General features: G+C 58.4%; 13 protein-coding genes. 6 read left to right on the top strand and 7 right to left on the bottom strand.

The window, feature by feature from the left end; genetic code table 11:
* Window positions 1–78: 78 nt before the first annotated feature.
* Together NQ014_RS01025 and NQ014_RS01020 are read right to left on the bottom strand one after the other, a co-directional pair.
* Entirely contained in the window at window positions 79–1,218 is a 1,140-nt protein-coding gene (locus tag NQ014_RS01025; RefSeq protein WP_257073131.1) for a S1 family peptidase, read from the bottom strand.
* A gap of 255 nt (window positions 1,219–1,473) precedes the next feature.
* Complete coding sequence (locus NQ014_RS01020) at window positions 1,474–2,535, bottom strand: hypothetical protein (RefSeq protein ID WP_049194128.1); 1,062 nt, start codon at window positions 2,533–2,535, stop codon at window positions 1,474–1,476.
* A gap of 298 nt (window positions 2,536–2,833) precedes the next feature.
* Between NQ014_RS01020 and NQ014_RS01015 the strand changes: the two genes are divergently transcribed.
* Window positions 2,834–3,388 carry a hypothetical protein gene (locus NQ014_RS01015; protein WP_257073130.1) on the top strand — a complete coding sequence of 185 codons (555 nt, stop codon included), beginning with the start codon at window positions 2,834–2,836 and terminating at the stop codon, window positions 3,386–3,388.
* 28 nt (window positions 3,389–3,416) lie between these two features.
* Here the strand turns inward: NQ014_RS01015 and NQ014_RS01010 are convergent, their stop codons facing one another.
* Together NQ014_RS01010 and NQ014_RS01005 are read right to left on the bottom strand one after the other, a co-directional pair.
* Window positions 3,417–4,247, bottom strand: coding sequence for a hypothetical protein (locus tag NQ014_RS01010; RefSeq protein ID WP_070601567.1), 831 nt, complete (start codon window positions 4,245–4,247; stop codon window positions 3,417–3,419).
* Between the two features lie 198 nt (window positions 4,248–4,445).
* Window positions 4,446–5,267, bottom strand: a complete 822-nt coding sequence (locus NQ014_RS01005; RefSeq protein WP_257073129.1) for a (2Fe-2S)-binding protein — start codon at window positions 5,265–5,267, stop codon at window positions 4,446–4,448.
* A 129-nt stretch (window positions 5,268–5,396) separates the two neighbouring features.
* Between NQ014_RS01005 and NQ014_RS01000 the strand changes: the two genes are divergently transcribed.
* From NQ014_RS01000 to NQ014_RS00990, 3 genes are all read left to right on the top strand, one after another.
* Window positions 5,397–6,263 (top strand): hypothetical protein, encoded by an 867-nt coding sequence (locus NQ014_RS01000; RefSeq protein ID WP_038628387.1) that lies wholly within the window; start codon window positions 5,397–5,399, stop codon window positions 6,261–6,263.
* 105 nt (window positions 6,264–6,368) lie between these two features.
* The gene (locus tag NQ014_RS00995; protein WP_257073127.1) at window positions 6,369–10,184 is read left to right on the top strand and encodes an ABC transporter ATP-binding protein; all 3,816 of its coding nucleotides are present in this window, start codon (window positions 6,369–6,371) and stop codon (window positions 10,182–10,184) included.
* Between the two features lie 103 nt (window positions 10,185–10,287).
* Entirely contained in the window at window positions 10,288–13,956 is a 3,669-nt protein-coding gene (locus NQ014_RS00990) for a multifunctional oxoglutarate decarboxylase/oxoglutarate dehydrogenase thiamine pyrophosphate-binding subunit/dihydrolipoyllysine-residue succinyltransferase subunit (RefSeq protein ID WP_257073125.1), read from the top strand.
* A gap of 388 nt (window positions 13,957–14,344) precedes the next feature.
* Here the strand turns inward: NQ014_RS00990 and NQ014_RS00985 are convergent, their stop codons facing one another.
* Window positions 14,345–15,100 (bottom strand): hypothetical protein, encoded by a 756-nt coding sequence (locus NQ014_RS00985; protein ID WP_257073124.1) that lies wholly within the window; start codon window positions 15,098–15,100, stop codon window positions 14,345–14,347.
* 43 nt (window positions 15,101–15,143) lie between these two features.
* On the opposite strand from NQ014_RS00985, the gene NQ014_RS00980 reads away from it, so the two are divergent.
* Window positions 15,144–16,367, top strand: coding sequence for a magnesium and cobalt transport protein CorA (locus NQ014_RS00980; protein ID WP_257073123.1), 1,224 nt, complete (start codon window positions 15,144–15,146; stop codon window positions 16,365–16,367).
* 43 nt (window positions 16,368–16,410) lie between these two features.
* Here the strand turns inward: NQ014_RS00980 and NQ014_RS00975 are convergent, their stop codons facing one another.
* Window positions 16,411–16,893, bottom strand: a complete 483-nt coding sequence (locus NQ014_RS00975) for a general stress protein (RefSeq protein ID WP_038628373.1) — start codon at window positions 16,891–16,893, stop codon at window positions 16,411–16,413.
* Between the two features lie 334 nt (window positions 16,894–17,227).
* Between NQ014_RS00975 and NQ014_RS00970 the strand changes: the two genes are divergently transcribed.
* A complete protein-coding gene (locus tag NQ014_RS00970) occupies window positions 17,228–18,361 on the top strand; it encodes an Mrp/NBP35 family ATP-binding protein (RefSeq protein WP_049190060.1) in 1,134 nt (377 codons plus the stop codon).
* A 244-nt stretch (window positions 18,362–18,605) separates the two neighbouring features.
* Here NQ014_RS00970 and tatB read toward each other — a convergent pair whose 3' ends face one another.
* Window positions 18,606–19,199, bottom strand: a complete 594-nt coding sequence (gene tatB, locus NQ014_RS00965) for a Sec-independent protein translocase protein TatB (protein WP_257073121.1) — start codon at window positions 19,197–19,199, stop codon at window positions 18,606–18,608.
* Between the last annotated feature and the right edge of the window lie 61 nt (window positions 19,200–19,260).

Here is a 19,260-nt window from a genome sequence, read left to right as displayed (position 1 = left end):
CCGCCACTGTGGCGGAATAGGGGGTTGAACGGAGCGTCGTAAAGCGAACGCCCTATCTACGAGACTGCGGTGACCTGATTAGAACAGGCTCGGCAGGTTCGCCTGCGAGGAAATGTTGCTGACAGACTGCGTTGCCTGAGCGGTCGCACCCGACAGCTCAGGAATCGGCAGCTCCGGGAGAGACGGGCTCTCCGAGATGATGTCGGCAATCTCCGGCGGGACCTCGACGCCCTCTGGGAGCAGCTCGCCAATCGGGCCCAGCTCCGGCTCTTCCTGTGGGACGTGCTGCTTGGTGTACTGGGAGTCCTCGTCAATCGTGCGGAACTCGGACTGCGGTTCAGTGGAGGTCTCTACCTTGAAGCGCTCGTTGACCTGGCCGTCCGGGATGTCGTACTGCTCTTCAAGAGCAACGTCAATCGGCTGGAAGCGACTCAGCGGGCCGATGCCCATGGAGTTAACGCCAATGGCCTCGCGAGTCTCCGGGTTGAAAGCGTTTCCGCCCGAATCGCCGTGGTCAATCGGAGCGATAGCCCAGACACCATTGCGGACTCGGAAGACCTGGAAGCCGCAGCCACGGCCGGTACGGGAACCGTCGGTGCACACAGGCTCACCGAAGTTGTCGACAGAAATCTCCATCGGCTCGAGAGTGCGCTTGTCCTCGATACCGACGATCTGAACCGGCTCGCCGTGGACGTTGCCGAACTCATCAACAGAGTGGGACATAGAGGTGGTCTTGATGTCGTCCTGAACCTCAATGATGCCGTAGTCACCGCTATTGAAGAGGTCGTTGAAGAACTCCGGCATAGTGGTGTTTTCGTCGAAGTCACCCTCTTCCGGCATGATATCGGTGCCCATGTAGTCCTTGTTGACCAGCTTGTCGCCGTCCTTGGTTGGGATGAAGAACTGGCCGGTGACCTCTTCGCCGGTTTCAGTATCCTTCGCCACAACACAGTGACCGGCAGTCATGATGACACGATGCGAAACGCCATTCTGATCCACAACGGTGCCGGGAACTCCCAGAGAGCACATCGGGGACTGAACATGCCGTCCGTCGATGTTCTTGCTGCTCGGGAACGGCATTCGCAACGGCGAGCCCGGGCCGATGACAACATCCGAGTTTGCCGGTGCAGCCTCAGCTACCGCGATTCCGGGCACAAAGCCACCCGCAGCTACCGACAGTGCAGCCGTGAGTGTGGCGACCTTCTTTGAACTGGCCATAGTGTGCGATACTCCATTTCTGTACAGAAAACTTGTCCCACTCAGTGTATTAGGGACACCTTTACAAAGCTCTCCAAAAATGGAACCTAGGGTGAAATTCTCAGTCGAGGAACCGTTCATTCGCCTTCACGGCACGCGCATTACACATCAAAAGGTTTGTTCAACAGCAATGCAAGAGCCAGAACCATCCGCCTTGGATGATTCTGGCTCTCTTAACGGTTCGGGGGTGATTTTTGTCAGATTCTCAGACTGGTGCTAGCCCTCAAAGCTTGGAAGCTGAATTTCTGCCAATTGAGGCAGCTCAAACGGCTGTGACGATTGTGGCAATTGGGGCGATTGTGGCAGTTCAGGGAGCTGCGGTGACTGCGGCAGCTGGTCCACAAGATCAGCTAACTGCGGTACAGAAGCTTCCTGCGAAGCCTGCGAATCCTGCGCCCGGGCATACTCCTGATCCGCCGCCATATCCTCATTGAGGGTGCGGTAGGAGGAGTCGCGCTGAGCCGTGGAATCCGATACCTCGAAGTGGTCATTTACCTGACCATCGGGAATGCCGTAGGCCTCCTGAATGGCAATATCCGCGGGCATCACACGCGAGACCGGACCGAAGGTCATCGAATTTACGCCAATAACTTCGTTAGTGGTCGGATCATAGGCATTTCCGCCGGAGTCACCATGGTCAACGCCAATACCAACCGTCCAAATGCCGTTTCGAGCCCGAAATACCTGATAGCCACAGGCACGTCCAGTACGCATGCCGTCCTTACAGATAGGTTTGCCAAAATTATCGAAGGAGACCTCGCCACGCGGCAGATCTTCATTGTCTTGAATGCCAGTCATCGCTACAGGCTCCCCGTAGCTCTGACCATTTTCATCGATGGAGTAACTTGCGCCGGTAGTTTCTACGTCCGGATCAAGGTTGATTACTCCATAGTCTGCACCATTAAAGGCCGCCGGCAACGACTCCAGTCCGACATCTTCCTGCGGCACTTCCCAACGGTGAGCACCTGTCGTACCAATGCGCTTATCGCCTTCGGTGGTTGGCACATACACCTCACCGGTAACGATTGGCAGACCCACATCCGGAGCATCATTCACACAGTGCCCTGCGGTCAACATGACCCGATGCTTTTCCCCATTGCGGTCCGTCACCGTCCCAGGAACACCCGCCGAACACATCGGCGAGTTGACATTTCGGTGCCCATCCCACGGGCTTCCCTCCATGGGAGTTCGAATCGGGTCACCCGGGCCAACCACGACAGCATGTGCCGCGACCGGGGCTGCCAAGGACAAAAGTGCTGCGAAAGCCGATACCGCCATTCGACTTCTTGCGTGCTTCATTGAGACGAATCTTTCAAATTTTTAGTTTTCCTTTAGGACCATCCCCCACACTAATCCACCACCCCACCCCCAGAAATAGCGTTTTCTCAGACTCTTGGACTTTTACAAAAGTCGTTATCGAATCGTTTCCACAACCCCACATGTCCCTGCAATAACACCAGGCACCTAGCCAATTGACTACCCCCACTTGGGTAGCCAATTGATGCTAAACATATCTCGAACATTAGTTCTATATGTTCGAAAATGTGAGTCCGGGGTGTTCGATAACTTGTGAGCCATGAACACAGCAGACGAGTTTCCCATTCATCGCCGCCTAGCTCTTCCCCGACTATCCGCTACCTACCGTGCAGAATGTTTCGAAGACCTCGACCTCATCCGCACAATCCTCTGCCACCCCACCATCGGCCGTAGGCATTCGCCCGGCGCGCTAGATCACACCTTCTCGCTTCCCGACGGGCCTGTGGTCACCGTCCGCGCGTCACGGATAGCGCTTCCTCGCGCACTGGTCTCCCAGCTTGCCGACGTGCACGCGGAATACTTCATCCTGAAGGATGACCCCATGTTCATGTACTCCGTTTCCGTCAAGGTGGAATCCTCATCGGAGGTAGTCCTCCGCGGAATTGGCGGTTCGAATCGGACGCGGGAAGAAAACCGCCGACGTACTCGGGCTGTGGCTGAGGCTCTCCATCGTGCGCGAGACTGCAGCAAGATACACGAAAACGGCACTGACCTCGCACTCCCCGGGCGCCGTTATAGCTGGATTGGCACCAGGGACGCGCGGCCACTGCCGTGTCCTACCGAGCTCTTTTCTTCTCGCCCTTCAGCGGCTTAGCACTGGTCACAGTGCTGCCACAGTACGGCTACTCGCTGTCGTCGCCTTCTTCGTCATCCTCGTCGTCATAGTCGCCATCGTCGTAGAGGTCATCATCGTCCTCGTCGTCATCATCCTCGTCCAAGGAGGCAACGTGATCAGAGTAGATGTACTCCGCATACCCATCATCGACGGGTGCCAGCTGATCTTCCCATTCCTCTGCGCGGTCTACCACGAGCGCAAGGACATCCATCAGCTTGTCAAAGTCCTTGAAGGTGCCCAGCGTCAGGACCTCATTGCGCAAGGTCTGGATATCAGAGTAGAGGTCAGCGAACATCTTGCGACGGTCATCATCGGTGAGAACCGTTTCAGTGTCCGAGTCCCAGAACTCCGCGATGGCCTGGTCGACGATGTCGTCCAAGTTTGCGTCCTGGGAGATGAAGCGGACGTGTGCGCTGGGCTCGTTGTTGTGGGCAGTTACCAAAACCTGAACCAACGAGGAGGTACCAACTTCGGAGGTGACCAAGGTTGCCTCTTCGGGGTCCTGTTCAAACTCCAAGTCAGCAATGCGGTCATCATCGCCATCGAGCAGAGTGCGCAGCAGGCCAACAACCTGGTCAGTAGCTACATGGTGGGCGACTGCCGCGACGGCGTCTTCGACGGAGAATACAGCGGAGACCAGAACAGCTTCGAACTCGTCGTCCTCATCATCCACATCGGCAGCGGCTACGTAAACTTCAGCAGCCGGGATGTCCTCATCAATGGTGACGAACTGAACCTCCAGGTCAGAGGTAATGGGAACGAAGAGGGTGTCATCGTTGACACGGCTTTCAATGCCCTCGCGGTCCAGTGCCGCAGCAATCTGCTCGAAAAAGCTCATGGGTGGAATCCTCCCTTGAAAGATAATTGGCCTCTACCCGCAGCCAATCGTAGCGACAAACGCGCAATCATGGGGCGGCTCATGCCCCCGGCAATTGCTGCGAAAGATCACGCCGGCAGTGCGCTTGTCGCATCAAAGCCGCCAACGCGGCCGGTCGAGGGGCAGCAAGCTAGCTGTCAATTCTCGAAAACAGAGCGCTCAGTAGCGTGCCCAGAGTTGATGGCGTTCCTCACGCGAACGTTTCGGACACGAGACACACAGGTCGGCGTCTGGGCTGTGATAAATCATGCAGCAAGTAGCTCTCTCCAGGTGAGTAACTACATCGAAGTCCGGTTCTTCTCCCGCCTCAGCAGCAGCTTCATCCCAGGGGTGCACTTCGCCTTCGCAGGAATCCATGAAACGAGGAAGAGGGACCCGATGTACTCGCTGTATTCCCTCAACGACATGTTTGCCAATAAGCGCTCCACGCCAGGGCTCCATCAGCTCATTACCGGCGGATATTGCGGCGTTAGCTACGGCATCGGCAGCCACGGCCCAAAGAGGGGCAGGCTTGATTTCCCCGACTTCTCCAACAACCTGAGCCAACGGCTCCAAGAAATGAGCCAGTGCTTCGCCGGAATCCTTCAGCTCATCCGCATCCTCAGCGGAAATGCTTTCAAACTGTTGAGCTTGGAAACCAACCCAGTAGTCATCTCGAAGAAATGTGAGCCAAGAAGACCACTGCCACACTGGAACTCGATCGGACACCAACACGCATGCCAGCGATGGCCCTACCAATGCTCCGCACATGGACCACCACCACAACTGGGCCTGGAAACGGGTATCCACCTCAACCTCGGGCATGGGAAACAGCTTTCTCCCAGCCTCAATTCCGGCGGCTACAGCTTCGGTAGAAAGGTGCCACTCCGCAGCGCCGTCGTGAGGCGTGACATCTGCGGAAAACCGAGGAAAGTCCGCCAAAAGCTGGGAGTACTCGGGAGGCAATGCGGCACCCCGCGTGACATCGTTCACCAGTCTCATCCTTCTATCGACTGTGTTAATCGCCGTACACCTGTCTATTTTTCCACCGACTACGGAATTTCCCCACAGCTCAGTAGTGTTTATATGGGCATATGGCTCTCAACGGACCCGTTTAGGAGGTCTACTACTTTGTTTCAAAAGACGAAGAAGGATTCAACTCGCACAGTAACTGATGCGGTGAACTCAACCCCCGAAGCGATCGAACGTGATGCCGGAAAACTGGGAACCCTTCTTATCCAAACCCTGGATAAGACCATGAGCTGGCAGTCGTCTGCCATCACCGGGTACGTCAGTTCCCTACACAAGCGCAAAAAAGATGAAACTCCGGCGCAGGTGCAGGAACGTATTGATTCCCACTACCTCAACCTGGTCACTGGCACCGGTGGTGCCGCCGGCGGCAGTGCGGTTCTTCCCGGCGTCGGCATGATTACGGGCTTGGCTGCGGTTACCGGTGAATCGCTGCTGTTTCTGGAAGCATCAGCCTGGTACACACTGGCTTCAGCAACACTGCGCAATATTGACATCACCGATCCGCAACGCCGTCGCACGCTGATTCTTGCGGCCATGAGTGGTTCTGAGGGGACAGCTATTATGGCCTCTCTGCTTGGCGAGGAATCGCTGCGGAAGCAGACCAAAACTTCCGTAAATTCTCTACTGCCACGGCTTGGCGTTCCGCAGCTGGGTGCAGCAAACCGCCTGCTGATTCGCGAGGCACGCAAGCGCTTGATGAAGAACGCTCGCCTGGCCATCATCGGTAAGATTTTGCCATTTGGAATTGGCGCCGTGGTTGGGGCCTCCGCCAACCGCAAGCTCGGTGGCATTCTTATCAGCTCCACTCGCGCATCTCTGGGCCCGCTTCCCCAGGATTGGTCGGACTTTGAACGAAAGCTACCGGCTAAATCCAACACCTCGGAGGACTCGAAGAAGGACTCAAAGTCATCGAGGTTCTCTATTCCCTCGGCGCTGAAGTGGCCGAAGAAAAAGAAGAATAAGTAGTTCCTCTTACCCCGATTACCCTTCAGCGACTTACCCTTCAGCGACGTTTTTCAATGGAAGAGCGGTACCCCCATGACCCAGAGCAAACCCCTCAGAACCTCTCCCATGAAGTTCTTGTGGAAACAGTCTCTTCACAGGCCACTACCGCTCTATGGTGTCATTGTTGCAGCGCTAATCGTTGTCGGGCTGGAGTCCGTACTTCCGCTTCTCACTAGAGATGCCATTGATGTGGCAACGGGCTCTTCCGATGGCGGTGTCCCCGCGCGCCTACTGCCTTCTCTAACTCCCCTGCAGGCAGTCATTTCCGTATTTCTGGCCATCGCGTTAGTACGCTTCGTCGCCCAGGTGGGGCGCAGATTCTTCTCCGGCAAACTCTCCATTGATGTTCAGCACGACCTGCGACTAAAGATCCTTCGCTCCCTACAAAACCTCGATGGTCCAGCACAAGACCGAGTCAACACCGGCCAGGTTGTATCGCGGTCAATTTCCGACCTCCAGGCAGTGGCCGGACTACTGGCGATGTTGCCGTTGACGCTGGGGTCCGTCGTCAAGCTGTTTATCACTATCGGCATCATGCTCGCCCTCTCGCTGCCCCTGACACTGGTCGGCCTCGCCGTCGTGCCAGCGATTGTCTACATTGCGGTGAATTCGCGTGACAAACTCCATGCCGCAACCTGGGCTGCCCAACAGCAAACAGGCGAGATTGCCGGACAAGTCGAGGAAACCGTTTCCGGCATCCGCGTTGTCAAGGCGTTTGCGCAGGGTGACAACGAAGTTGCGAAGATGGAGTGTAACTCGTCGCTGCTCTATTCCCTACGCCTGCGAGCGGCAAAACTCAGCGCTCGATTCCAACCGGCGCTGCAGTCGTTGCCGCAACTGTCCCTCGTCGGAAATATCGCGGTCGGTGGCTGGCTCGCGATTAACGGACACATCACCCTAGGCACGTTCGTAGCTTTTGCCACGTATCTCACCAGCCTGACTGCCCTGTCGCGTCTGGTCTCCAACATGGTCATCTCGATACAGCTGACGTCGGCAAGCATCGACCGCATTTCCGATGTCATCGACGCCCGACCAGACAACCCCGAACCCACCGACGCGCTCCCCCTCCCCGACGGCCCCGTTGGCATCAGCTTCAACCACGTCACCCACAGCCGTGGCGGACGCACGCTTATCGACGATGTCTCATTCTCCGTCGCGCCAGGGGCGACCTTAGCGTTGATTGGCCCACCGGGGTCCGGAAAGACTATCGCCACGGAGTTACTCGGCCGTCACTATCTGCCGGATTCGGGAACTATCACTATCGATGCGCCCAGCCACGGCACATCCACAGATACCGCGCGCATTCTCTCCAGCGACGTATATGACGCTATTACTGTCGTTCCGGACACTCCTTATCTATTTGCGGGCACGTTGCGTGAGAACATCGCATTCGCCAATCCCGCGGCGTCCCAGGAAGAGATTATCGCCGCAGCGACCGCCGCCCAGGTCAACTTCGTCGACGACCTGCCTCAGGGGTGGGACACAGCCATCGGCGAGCGCGGGCATAATCTCTCCGGCGGACAAGCTCAACGCGTCGCGTTAGCACGGGCATTCCTCGCCCGTCCTCGAGTTTTGGTTCTCGACGACGCGACCTCAGCAATCGATGCTGCAACAGAGTTAGAAATCTTCAACGCGCTGACCTCGCAGCTGGCGGAAACGACTATCGTCATCGTGGCGCATCGATCTTCCACTCTCGAGCAGGCGGACCACATCGCCATTTTCGAAGACGGTGCCATCACTGGCATTGGTACCAAGGCCGAACTGATTACTTCTCATCCGCGCTTCACCGAGCTGATGGACATCGACCAGAGCGCCTACCCCGAAATCGAAAACCTTGTTCTCGACCCCATTGGCAGTGAGGACCCCAGCCCCGAGGAACTCTGGCCCGACGAATCCGCACCGACCTCCGCTGCGCAGCTTTCCGGGGGTGCCACTTCTCAAATGAGCCGCGGGGTCGGCCGAGCCGGAGGCGGTCCAGGTGGTCCCGGTGGCCCCGGTGGCCGCGGCGGCGGTCGTGGTGGCATGGGGGCGGCTCTCGCCAATGCTCCTGCGACGCCGGAGCTACTCGAGCGCGTGCGAAACCTCCCACCCGCTACCGAAAAACCGCGTGTGCCCGCTGCGGCACTCGACAACTCCGAGCTTTTTTCTCTGCGCCGGCTGCTCTCCTATGTCCGTGGCCTATTTATAAGTGTCATTGCGCTGCTCGCCCTCATTGCCGTCGCCGATCTGGCGTTCCCCATGCTCGTGCGTTACGCCATTGACCACGGCATCAGTGAGCACAATGAGGCCGTGCTGTGGGCCTGCGCCGCAGGTGGCTTGGCGACGGTCCTCATCAGTTGGCTTGCCGTAGCCACAAATGCTGTTATTACTGCGCGCACTGGTGAGCGGCTGCTCTATGCCCTGCGTGTGCGCTGCTACCGTCACCTGCAGTCGCTTGGCATTAACTACTTCGAGGCCAATCGCTCGGGCGCCATCATGACGAGGATGACAACCGACATCGATGCGCTCTCCTCTTTCCTGCAAACGGGACTGGCAGAAGGGGCAATCGCCGCGTTTACTCTGCTCGGTGTCACGGCGCTGTTGCTTGCCACACAGGTGTCACTCGCCGCGGTGGCGTTGGCATCGCTTCCCATCATTGTGGTGGCCACCCTGGTATTCCGCCGAATCTCCTCGCGCCTATACAAGGCTGCACGCGAGCAGCTCTCCTTGGTCAACGCTGATTTTCAGGAGACCATTGGTGGGCTTCGCGAGATTCAGATGTACCACCGCGTCGCCGATATCGAATCTTCCTTTGCCGAGGAATCCGATAAGTACCGCGCAATTCGTCAGCGAGCGCAGCTGGCCGTGGCTCTATTCTTCCCCGGCATCAACTTCGTCTCTGAGTTGGCAACAGCCGCGGTATTGGCTGTCGGCGCCCAACAGGTTGCTTCGGGAACTACGACGCCCGGCGTACTCGTCGCCTTCACGCTGTACCTGGGAATGCTCTTTGGCCCGATTCAGCAGCTGTCCCATGTTTTCGACGGCTACCAGCAGGCGAAGGTCGGCCTCAATCGCATTGATGATCTCCTACAGACCGCCCCCATGCCAGATCACGGCACTACTGACGGCGCGTCCCGCGCAGCTGCTGGCGACCTCCGCTTAGACAAGGTGACTTTCTCCTACCCCGCCGCCAACTCCGAGCACGAACGCCCGCAGGTTCTCGATGCTCTCGATTTACAGATTCCTGCCGGAGAAACAGTCGCAATTGTCGGATCCACCGGCGCCGGAAAATCGACAATCATTAAGTTGTTTGCCCGTTTCTACGACCCAGTTGGCGGCGTGGTGCGAGCCTCCGAAACTGACATCCGCGAGTTCCCTCTTAACGATTGGCGACGCACCCTCGGCTATGTCCCCCAAGAATCACACCTGTTTTCGGGGACAGTAGCAACAAATATTTCCTACGGTCTACCGGACAGCAGTCATGCTGAAATTCAGCAGGCCGCGAAAAACGTCGGTGCCCTCAGCACCATTGCCAGCCTGCCCGGTGGCTTCCACCACCCCGTCGGCCCAGATGGCCGAGGGCTCTCCTCCGGACAGCGCCAGCTCATCGCACTCGCTCGTGCCGAAATGATGCGTCCTGAACTGCTGCTTCTCGACGAAGCCACCGCGACACTCGACCCTGCAACAGAGTCGGCAATCCTTGAAGCCACTGACCGTGCGTCGCGTCAACGCTCGGCAATTATTGTGGCCCACCGCCTGGCTACGGCGGCTCGGGCCAACCGGATTTTGGTACTTGACCACGGGCGTATTGTCGAAGACGGCTCCCATGATGAACTTCTAGCGGCGGGTGGCCAATACGCAGAGCTCTGGAGCAAGTACCATATGGGGAGCGCGACGGTGTAGTAATTCAGAATTTTCGTTATCCTTGAATGACACTTTGACGCTTGCGCTAATTAGAATAAACGTGAGTTAGTAAAACTAAGACGAAAAGAGGCGAGTACCTGCCGTGAGCAGCGACATGAGCTTCGGCCAGAACGAATGGCTGGTCGACGAGATGTACCAGCAATTCCAGAAGGATCCACAGTCTGTGGGTCAGGAATGGCGCGAATTCTTCGCAACCCACACCCCGTCCCAAAAGGGCGAGGACCTTTCCAATATGGCAAAGCCAGCAGCAGCCACGAAGGAGGAAGCTAAGGCAACCGGACGTCGTGAATCCAAGGGGGTCGAACCCACTAAGACCCCGAACAAGCCGGCGTCCCCGAAGCCAAAGAAGTCCCCAATGGATGCAGCAGCCAAGGTTTCGGCTGTTGAATCCGGAGAGGAGCCTCTGAAGGGCGTCGCACGGGCTATCGCTAAGAACATGGATGTCTCCCTGGAGATGCCGACCGCTACGTCGGTTCGCGATATGCCGGCACGTCTGATGTTTGAAAACCGCACCCTGGTTAACAATCATCTGGCACGCGCCCGCGGCGGCAAGATCTCCTTCACCCACATCATTGGTTACGCCATGGTGAAGGCTGTCATGCTCCACCCGGACATGAACAACAACTACAAGGTGGTTGACGGCAAGCCGGTTCTGGTTACCCCGGAACACATTAACCTCGGCCTGGCCATTGATATGCCGGCTAAGGACGGCTCGCGTTCGCTCGTAGTTGCCGCTATCCGTGAGTGTGAGACCCTGACCTTCAAGCAGTTCGTCGACGCCTACGAGGACATCGTCGTTCGTGCTCGCCACGGCAAGCTGACCGGTAAGGACTTCCAGGGTGTCACCATTTCCCTGACCAACCCGGGCGGCATCGGTACTCGTCACTCCGTCCCGCGCCTGACCAAGGGCCAGGGCGCGATTATCGGTGTCGGTTCCATGGATTACCCGGCTGAGTTCGCTGGTGCTTCCGCTGACCGTCTGGCAGAGATGGGCATCGGCAAGCTGGTGACCATCACCTCTACTTACGATCACCGCATTATCCAGGGTGCAGAGTCCGGTGAGTTCCTGCGTACGATGAGCAACCTGCTTGTCGACGACAAGTTCTGGGACCACATCTTCCAGACCATGCGCGTCCCATACACCCCAATCCGTTGGGCACAGGACCTGCCGAACACGGGTATCGACAAGAACACCCGCGTTATGCGTCTGATTGAGGCCTACCGCTCCCGCGGTCACCTGCTGGCGGATATCGACCCGCTGCGTTCTGACCAGCCGAATACTTCCGCTCCGAACCACGCTGACCTCGATATTGAAGAACACGGTCTGACCCTGTGGGATCTGGACCGTACCTTCAACGTCGGTGGTTTCGGCGGCAAGGAAACGATGACGCTGCGCGAGGTTCTCTCTCGCCTGCAGAACGCATACTGCCTCAAGGTCGGCTCCGAATACGCTCACATTCTCGACCGCGAAGAGCGCGAGTGGCTGGAAGAGCGCATTGAGGGTGGCCAGCCAAAGCCGTCCCACGCTGAGCAGAAGTACATCCTGCAGAAACTGAACGCCGCTGAGGCATTCGAGAACTTCCTGCAGACCAAGTACGTCGGTCAGAAGCGGTTCTCCCTTGAGGGTGCAGAGTCGCTGATTCCGCTGATGGACTCCGCCATCGACACCGCTGCTGGTGCTGGCCTAGATGAGGTCGTCATCGGTATGCCACACCGCGGTCGACTGAATGTGCTCGCAAACATCGTCGGCAAGCCACTGCGCCAGATCTTTACCGAGTTCGAGGGCAACATCGACCCGGCTCAGGTCGGCGGTTCTGGTGACGTCAAGTACCACCTGGGTACTACTGGCCGTCACATCCAGATGTTCGGCGAGGGCGAGATTGATGTCACCCTGACTGCGAACCCGTCCCACCTCGAGGCCGTCAACCCGGTCGTTGAGGGTCTTGCTCGTGCACGCCAGGACAAGATTAACAAGGGCGAAGAAGGCTACTCCGTCATGCCGCTGCTGCTGCACGGCGACGCTTCCTTCGCTGGCCTGGGCATTGTCCAGGAGACCCTGAACCTAATGTCCCTGCGTGGTTACAAGGTCGGCGGTACCGTCCACATCGTGGTGAACAACCAGATTGGCTTCACCACTTCACCGGACTCCGGTCGCTCCTCCTACTACGCAACCGACATCGCCAAGGCATACGGCTGCCCGGTCTTCCACGTCAACGGTGACGACCCGGAGGCTGTCGTCTGGGTCGGCCAGCTGGCTGTTGAGTACCGTAACCGCTACGGCAAGGACGTCTTCATCGACCTGGTCTGCTACCGCAAGCGCGGCCACAACGAGGCCGATGACCCGTCCATGACTCAGCCTCTGATGTATAAGATCATCGACGAGAAGGAAAGCGTCCGCGCTCAGTACACCGAGGACCTCATCGGTCGCGGTGACATCTCCGAGGAAGAGTACGAGGCAGTGCGCCGAGACTTCCACGATCAAATGGAGGCGGTCTTCAACGAAGTCCGCGCAGCTCAGGACGCAAAGCCGGGTGACCAGTCCGGTATTGCAGGCTCCCAGCCGCTACCGCACGGTCTGAAGACCGGCATCGACAAGGCTGAGATTGTCGAGATTGGTCAGTCGTACGTCAACCTTCCTGAGGGCTTCAAGGTTCACCCGCGTGTTGCGCCGGTCGCTAAGAAGCGCGCCCAGATGACGCAGGAAGGCGGCATCGACTGGGGTATGGCTGAGCTGCTGGCAATCGGCTCCTTAACCGGTGCTGGCATCGATGTCCGCTTCGCAGGTGAGGATGTCCGTCGCGGTACCTTCACCTCTCGCCACGCAGTTCTGATTGACTCCGAGGACGGTTCGGAATACAACCCGATCGATGCCTACGGTAAGTCCAAGAACGGCGGTCGCTTCATGATCTACAACTCGGCTCTGACCGAGTACGCAGGCATGGGCTTCGAGTACGGCTACACCCTGGGTAACCCGGACGCAGCAGTGTTCTGGGAAGCACAGTTCGGTGACTTCGCCAATGGTGCTCAGACCACCATTGACCAGTACGTTTCCTCTGGTGAGGCTAAGTGGGGTCAGACCTCCAAGCTGATCCTGCTGCTGCCGCACGGCTACGAGGGCATGGGCCCGGACCACTCTTCGGCACGTATCGAGCGCTTCCTGCAGCTCGCAGCCGAGGGCTCCTACACCGTTGCTCAGCCGTCCGAGCCGGCTAACTACTTCCACCTGCTACGTCGCCACGTCCTGTCCGACCTGCACCGTCCGCTGGTTGTGTTTTCGCCGAAGTCGATGCTGCGCAACAAGATGGCAGCGTCTGCTGTCGAGGACTTCACCAACCCGAACAAGTTCCGCTCGGTCATCGATGACCCGAACTTCGAGTCCAAGGACAAGTCCGGCATCAAGACCCTGCTGCTCTGCTCCGGCAAGATTTACTGGGAGCTGGAGAAGAAGCGCAAGAAGGACAAGCGCGACGATCTCGCAATCGCTCGCCTGGAGATGCTGCACCCGCTGCCGCACAACCGCCTCCGCGACCTCTTCGAGTCCTACCCGGATCTTGAGGAAGTCCGTTGGGTTCAGGATGAGCCGGCTAACCAGGGTCCGTGGCCGTTCCTGGCACTGAATCTCCCAGAGGTTCTGCCGGATATGCCGAAGCTGACCCGCGTTTCCCGCCGTGCACAGTCTTCCACCGCAACTGGTGTGGCTAAGGTCCACCAGATTGAGGAGAAGGCTCTGCTGGAAGAGGCTCTCCAGTAAGTCTCATTGACTGGTTTTCACCAGTTCGCGTGTAAACGCTAAGGGGCTCCAACCGAACGGTTGGAGCCCCTTTCTTGTTGCGTGGCAATTGCCAGACGCACAGTAGACAGAGGTTAATAGACAAAAGTGTGTCCGCTCAGTGTGTCGAACGGTGGGCACCATTTACTACTTAGTCCTCAATGCGAGTTACTGACTGCGTTTATGTCAAAAACGGCCTGAAAAATTGCCTGAAAGTGTCATGAACTCGCACAGTTTCACATTTGCAGCCCGTATTCACATGCGCAGCCCGTAATTGTTGGGGAGTGGGCCGCTTTCTTTCATCTGACCTGCATATATGGGGCTTCGAGGGCCTGTTTCGTGTCCTCTGGAAAGCAAACCAAGCCTCCGACTACGCCTTATCCAGCCAATCCTGAGCGACCAACTCAGGGCTCGCGCCACCAGCCACAGCTCGGGTCATCAGCTTTAGGTCCTCAGTGCTCAAAGAACCAGCAATCTCATTGAGCACTCGGACTCGATCGTTCCGGTCCAACGCTGGCTTGACGTAGAAAGGCACGATCCACTGCGGCAAGTCAGCCCCAGCATTGTCAGCTGACACATCTGCGCAGCCCTGTGCTATGCCCGCGTCGGTGGCCATAACTTCACCCGGCAACGACCGCGAAAATGCGTCGTAAACACGGTCTCGCCACTCGCCACTGAACTGCTTGTCCGGGGTGGAGTCATCGGCGTACTCCTCAGCCAGCGAAGCCGCGGACGCGGAATCGCTCAGGCCGAGCAGCTCACCGGTGCACCCGAAAGAGACCAGAACCGCTTCATTGCGTACGGCCCGCAACCGGTCCTCAGCATCGCGAATACCGACGACCTCCGCTTGGCGCCCTACCCTCTCAAAGCTTTGCGCATACACGTACGCGAGAGCTGCTTGCTCGGGGTTGCGCAGGTCTGCCCCGATAGTTACTACCGCCTCCTGCTCGGGAGGAACAGGCATCTGCGGATCCAAATCAGAACACGCGGAAAGGCCGAACCCCGCTGTCCCAGCGACCAACGCCAGGGCAGCAAAAGTGCACACAGCAGCCTTGGAGCTACCCCTGTTCCCCATTGAGCCAGTGCAATAGTGGAGCTCGCCGCTCGCACGTCTAAAATCAATCATCGACACCAGCGTAACCTACGAACGGATTGTGAGGTCTCCCAGAATGGGTGATACGAATAGCCGCAACAATAGCGCTTCGGCGAAAGCTCGCAATCCGCGAACTAACTCGACAAATAAAGGCTCAACACCGTCGGCCACAGCAAAACCCGGTAAAACCGCTCGGGCGACGAATGCGGCTAAATCCGCAGCGAAGTCGGCTGTCTCGAAGGTGACGCGCACCAACGGCTCGTCGTCAAGCATAGGAACAGGACAGTCGGGGGCGGTGCGCGATGCCCTGCGCGATTGTGGCGTCTACATCGGCGGCAAGCGTTTGCCCGGCACCTACGACCATTTCTCCGGGCTGTCCGAGGTACGGAATTTTGGTGAGGGCTTCACGTGGCTGTCGTTGTCGCGCCCCAACGCGACACAGATGGACGCCATCGCCGAGCTTTACGGGCTGGATGAGCTGACGGTGGAGGACGCACTGACTAACCGCCAGCGTCCCAAGATTGAGATCCACGATGATCACGTGGTTTTTGTTATTCGCTCGATTCACTACTCCCCGGAAGGTCTCGCGGATGACGAAAATGAGATCATTCGCTCTGGCCAGCTGATGATCGTCATCGGCCAGGAGTACGTCATCACCATTCGCATGGGCATGCCGAGCTCGGATATGCAGCGCATTAGCGCACGCGTGGAGAACACCACTGACGCTATCGACTACGGCCCCGCAGGCGTGCTGTGGGCGCTGACGGACAACCTCGTCGATGCGTACCTGCGCATCGCGATGCAGCTGGAAGATCGCGTGGAGATCATGGAAGACGAAGTCTTCGAGCCGCACTTGGATTCGGATATTGAGGACATTTACATCCTCAAACGAGAGATTCTGGAGATGCGCCACGCGATCGATCCGCTGACACCGGCGCTGCGCTCCCTGATGAATCTGCGGGAAGACATCATGCCTAAGGACGTCAGCCGTTATCTTTCCGATGTTCTCGACCACCAGCTCGCCGCCGCGGACCTCGTCTCCGGACTCGACGAACGACTCTCCGCCCTCATCGACGCCGCCGCCGTGAAAATCCAGCTGCAGCAGAACCAGGATATGCGTACCATCTCGGCGTACGCGGCTATTCTCGCCGTCCCGACCGCCCTGGCCGGCATCTACGGCATGAACTTTGACCACATGCCCGAGCTGCACTGGAAGTACGGCTACTTCATCGTCCTCGCCATCATGTTCATCATCGTGGCGTTTTTGGTGTGGCTCCTGCGCCGCAACAAGTGGCTGTAGTTTCCGCTTCTGGCAGGCAACGCTTTACGACGAGTACAACAACCTACCCGCGGTTCCCGCCGAGCGCCCGCTGCGCAAGCAGGTCACGGGCGCGCTCGGCATTGCGGGGGTTGCACAAGACGTCGTAGCGACGAGCAACAATCTCCGTGGTGGTGGAAAAATCCCGCTTGCCGTTTTGCATGGCGTATGGGACTGCGGCCAGCACGATGCCAAAGATGGCGCCCATACCGAGGCCAACAATCAACGGGCTAACCCAATCTTCCTGGAAAAGCCCCAGAATAAGGCCGAAGAACAGGCCCATCCATAGGCCGTACAGCGCGCCGCCGCCGAGAACCTTCGGCCAGGTCAGCCTGCCCACCACGCGCTCCACCTGCATTAGGTCAACGCCGACGATGGTGAGGTCGGAAACCGGGAACTCATCGCGGTCACTGAGCGAATCCACTGCAGCCTGAGCATCGGCGTAGTTGGTGAAGCTGCCCACCGGCCACCCCTCGGGCACCTGCCGCTGAGGCAACCGGGACTTCATGCTCTGTTCCCGGCCGCTCCCCCAACCGCTGTTCGCTTCCCCATTTGCCATCGGTACTTTCACCGTTCCCTTGCAGTTGTTGTCACAGTAATTGTTGTCACAGCAATTGGTGACTCAGTTGCTGAAAATATTGCTAAAACTATCGCTATAAAGCGTTCTATCAAGGACAACGTCTGACGGTTGGCAATTGTTCCGCCGTCTGGTCCACCACCCATTCCACCGCCACCGCGCTTGCCGGAGGGGTTGGTCGCTGTGACCGTCGTAAAGCGGCAAACTACTGATTTTGTCAGTAGTTCTTTGTCTGGCGGGGTCTCACGATAAGATTCACTACATAATGTCTACGATTACTGAAGCTGAAGTTCGCACCGCCCTGGCGCAGGTCGAAGATCCTGAGGTACGTCGCCCGATTACCGAGATTGGCATGGTCAAGTCCATCTCGGTGGCGGACAACAACGACGTGGCCGTGGAGATTTACCTCACCATTGCCGGTTGCCCCATGAAAAACACCATCATCGAGCGCACCGAAGAGGCGCTGAACGGTATCGAGGGCGTTGGCAACGTCACCGTCACCACCGATGTGATGAATGACGAGCAGCGCCGCGAGTTCCGCAACGCCGTCCGCGGCACCGCCTCCGAGCCGGTGATCCCATTCGCCCAGCCGGACTCCCGCACCCGCGTGTTCGCCGTCGCCTCCGGTAAGGGTGGCGTCGGTAAGTCCTCCGTGACCGTGAACCTCGCCGCCGCGCTGGCCGCGAAGGGCCTGTCTGTCGGTGTCCTCGATGCCGACGTCTACGGACACTCCATTCCGCACATGATGGGCTCCGAGGAAAAGCCACACCAGGTCGACGACATGATCATGCCTCCGCAGGCGCACGGCGTGTCACTGATTTCTATCGGACACTTCGTCGACGACAACGCACCGGTTGTCTGGCGTGGGCCAATGCTGCACCGCGCAATCCAGCAGTTCCTCGCGGACGTGTTCTGGGGCGACCTGGACGTCCTGCTTTTCGACCTGCCCCCGGGAACCGGCGACATCGCCATCTCCGTGGCGCAGCTCGTGCCGAACGCTGAGCTGCTGATTGTTACTACCCCGCAGATGGCCGCCGCCGAGGTCGCAGAGCGCGCCGGCACCATTTCGCTGCAGACCCGCCAGCGCATCGCCGGTGTCATCGAGAACATGAGCTGGATGGAAATGCCCGACGGCTCCAAGATGGAGGTCTTCGGCACAGGCGGCGGCGAGACCGTTGCCCGTCGTCTTACCCAGATTACCGGCGGAAAGGTCGAGCTGCTCGGCCAGGTACCTCTGGACACCGAGCTCCGCGAGGGCGGCGACAAGGGCACTCCGATTGTCCTGTCCAAGCCGGATTCGGGCGCGGGCGAGGCCCTGAACGCCATCGCTGACAAGCTGGTTGTTCGTCGCGAGTCGCTCGCAGGCAAGTCGCTCGGCTTGGGCGTGACTCCGAAGTAGGCCTTCGCTTTACGACGATCACAGCGACGCCCCCTCCCCGGTATTTTCGGTGCCGGGAAGGGGGCGTCTGCTTTTGCGGCTGCGGTGTCTGGGGCGTATGTGTTGTGGGTGTTTTCGGTGGTGCATCCACCAAAGCGGCTGCATGCACTTACTGACTAGGTTTATGACACTTTCGTGGCAAAATTTGTGCTCAAAGTGTCATAAACCTAGTCAGTAACTTGCGGTCGGGAACGGTTTGCAACCTCTATAGGTTGTCGTCGTCGACCCAGGCCTGCACCCCACGGGGCTGCTGAGGTTGTTGCGGCTGTTGCGGCTGCTGTGCTTGCTGCGCTTGCTGTTGGCGGGCCTGGGCAACTGGATCCTGCCAAGTTCCCGGCTGCTGGGCTGGCTGCTGAGCCGACTGCGGGAGCGGCTGCTGCGACGGAGCCGGCTGCACTGGCTGGTTCGTATTGGACTGCTGGTACTGCTGACCCGCAGCCCCGGCCGCTCCTGCCGCTCCTGCGGCTCCGGCTGCACCAGTTCCGCCACCACCCGCTGCGGGCTTACCGGAGAGCATGTCCAGGTAGGTGTCATCGCCGTCGAAAAGCGTCCTGGTGATGGCGGTCTTCGGGTTGAGACGACGGAGATCGTTGAGCTCCTGCAGAGGCTTGCGAAGATCGTCGAAGTCTTCGCCGAACTCGTCCGAAAGGTTATCGCGTGCGTCATTGATTGCGGTGCGCGCAGCCAGAAGCAATGCGCGGACGTCCTCAATTACCTTCGGCAACCGCTCAGGTCCGATGAGAATTAGTCCGAGGATAAAGAGGACAAGAATCTCGCCCCAGCCAACATTAGAAAACACGTTATACCACCTTAGTTACAGTGCACCTCGCATGCAGCATTGCGCGGCCAAATCCACCAAA

This window comes from Corynebacterium sp. 5QC2CO (genome assembly GCF_024580435.1).
GTDB classification, from domain to species: Bacteria; Actinomycetota; Actinomycetes; order Mycobacteriales; family Mycobacteriaceae; genus Corynebacterium; species Corynebacterium jeikeium_D.
Note: the sequence above shows the minus strand (reverse complement) of the source record. Positions and strands in the feature narration are given on the sequence as shown.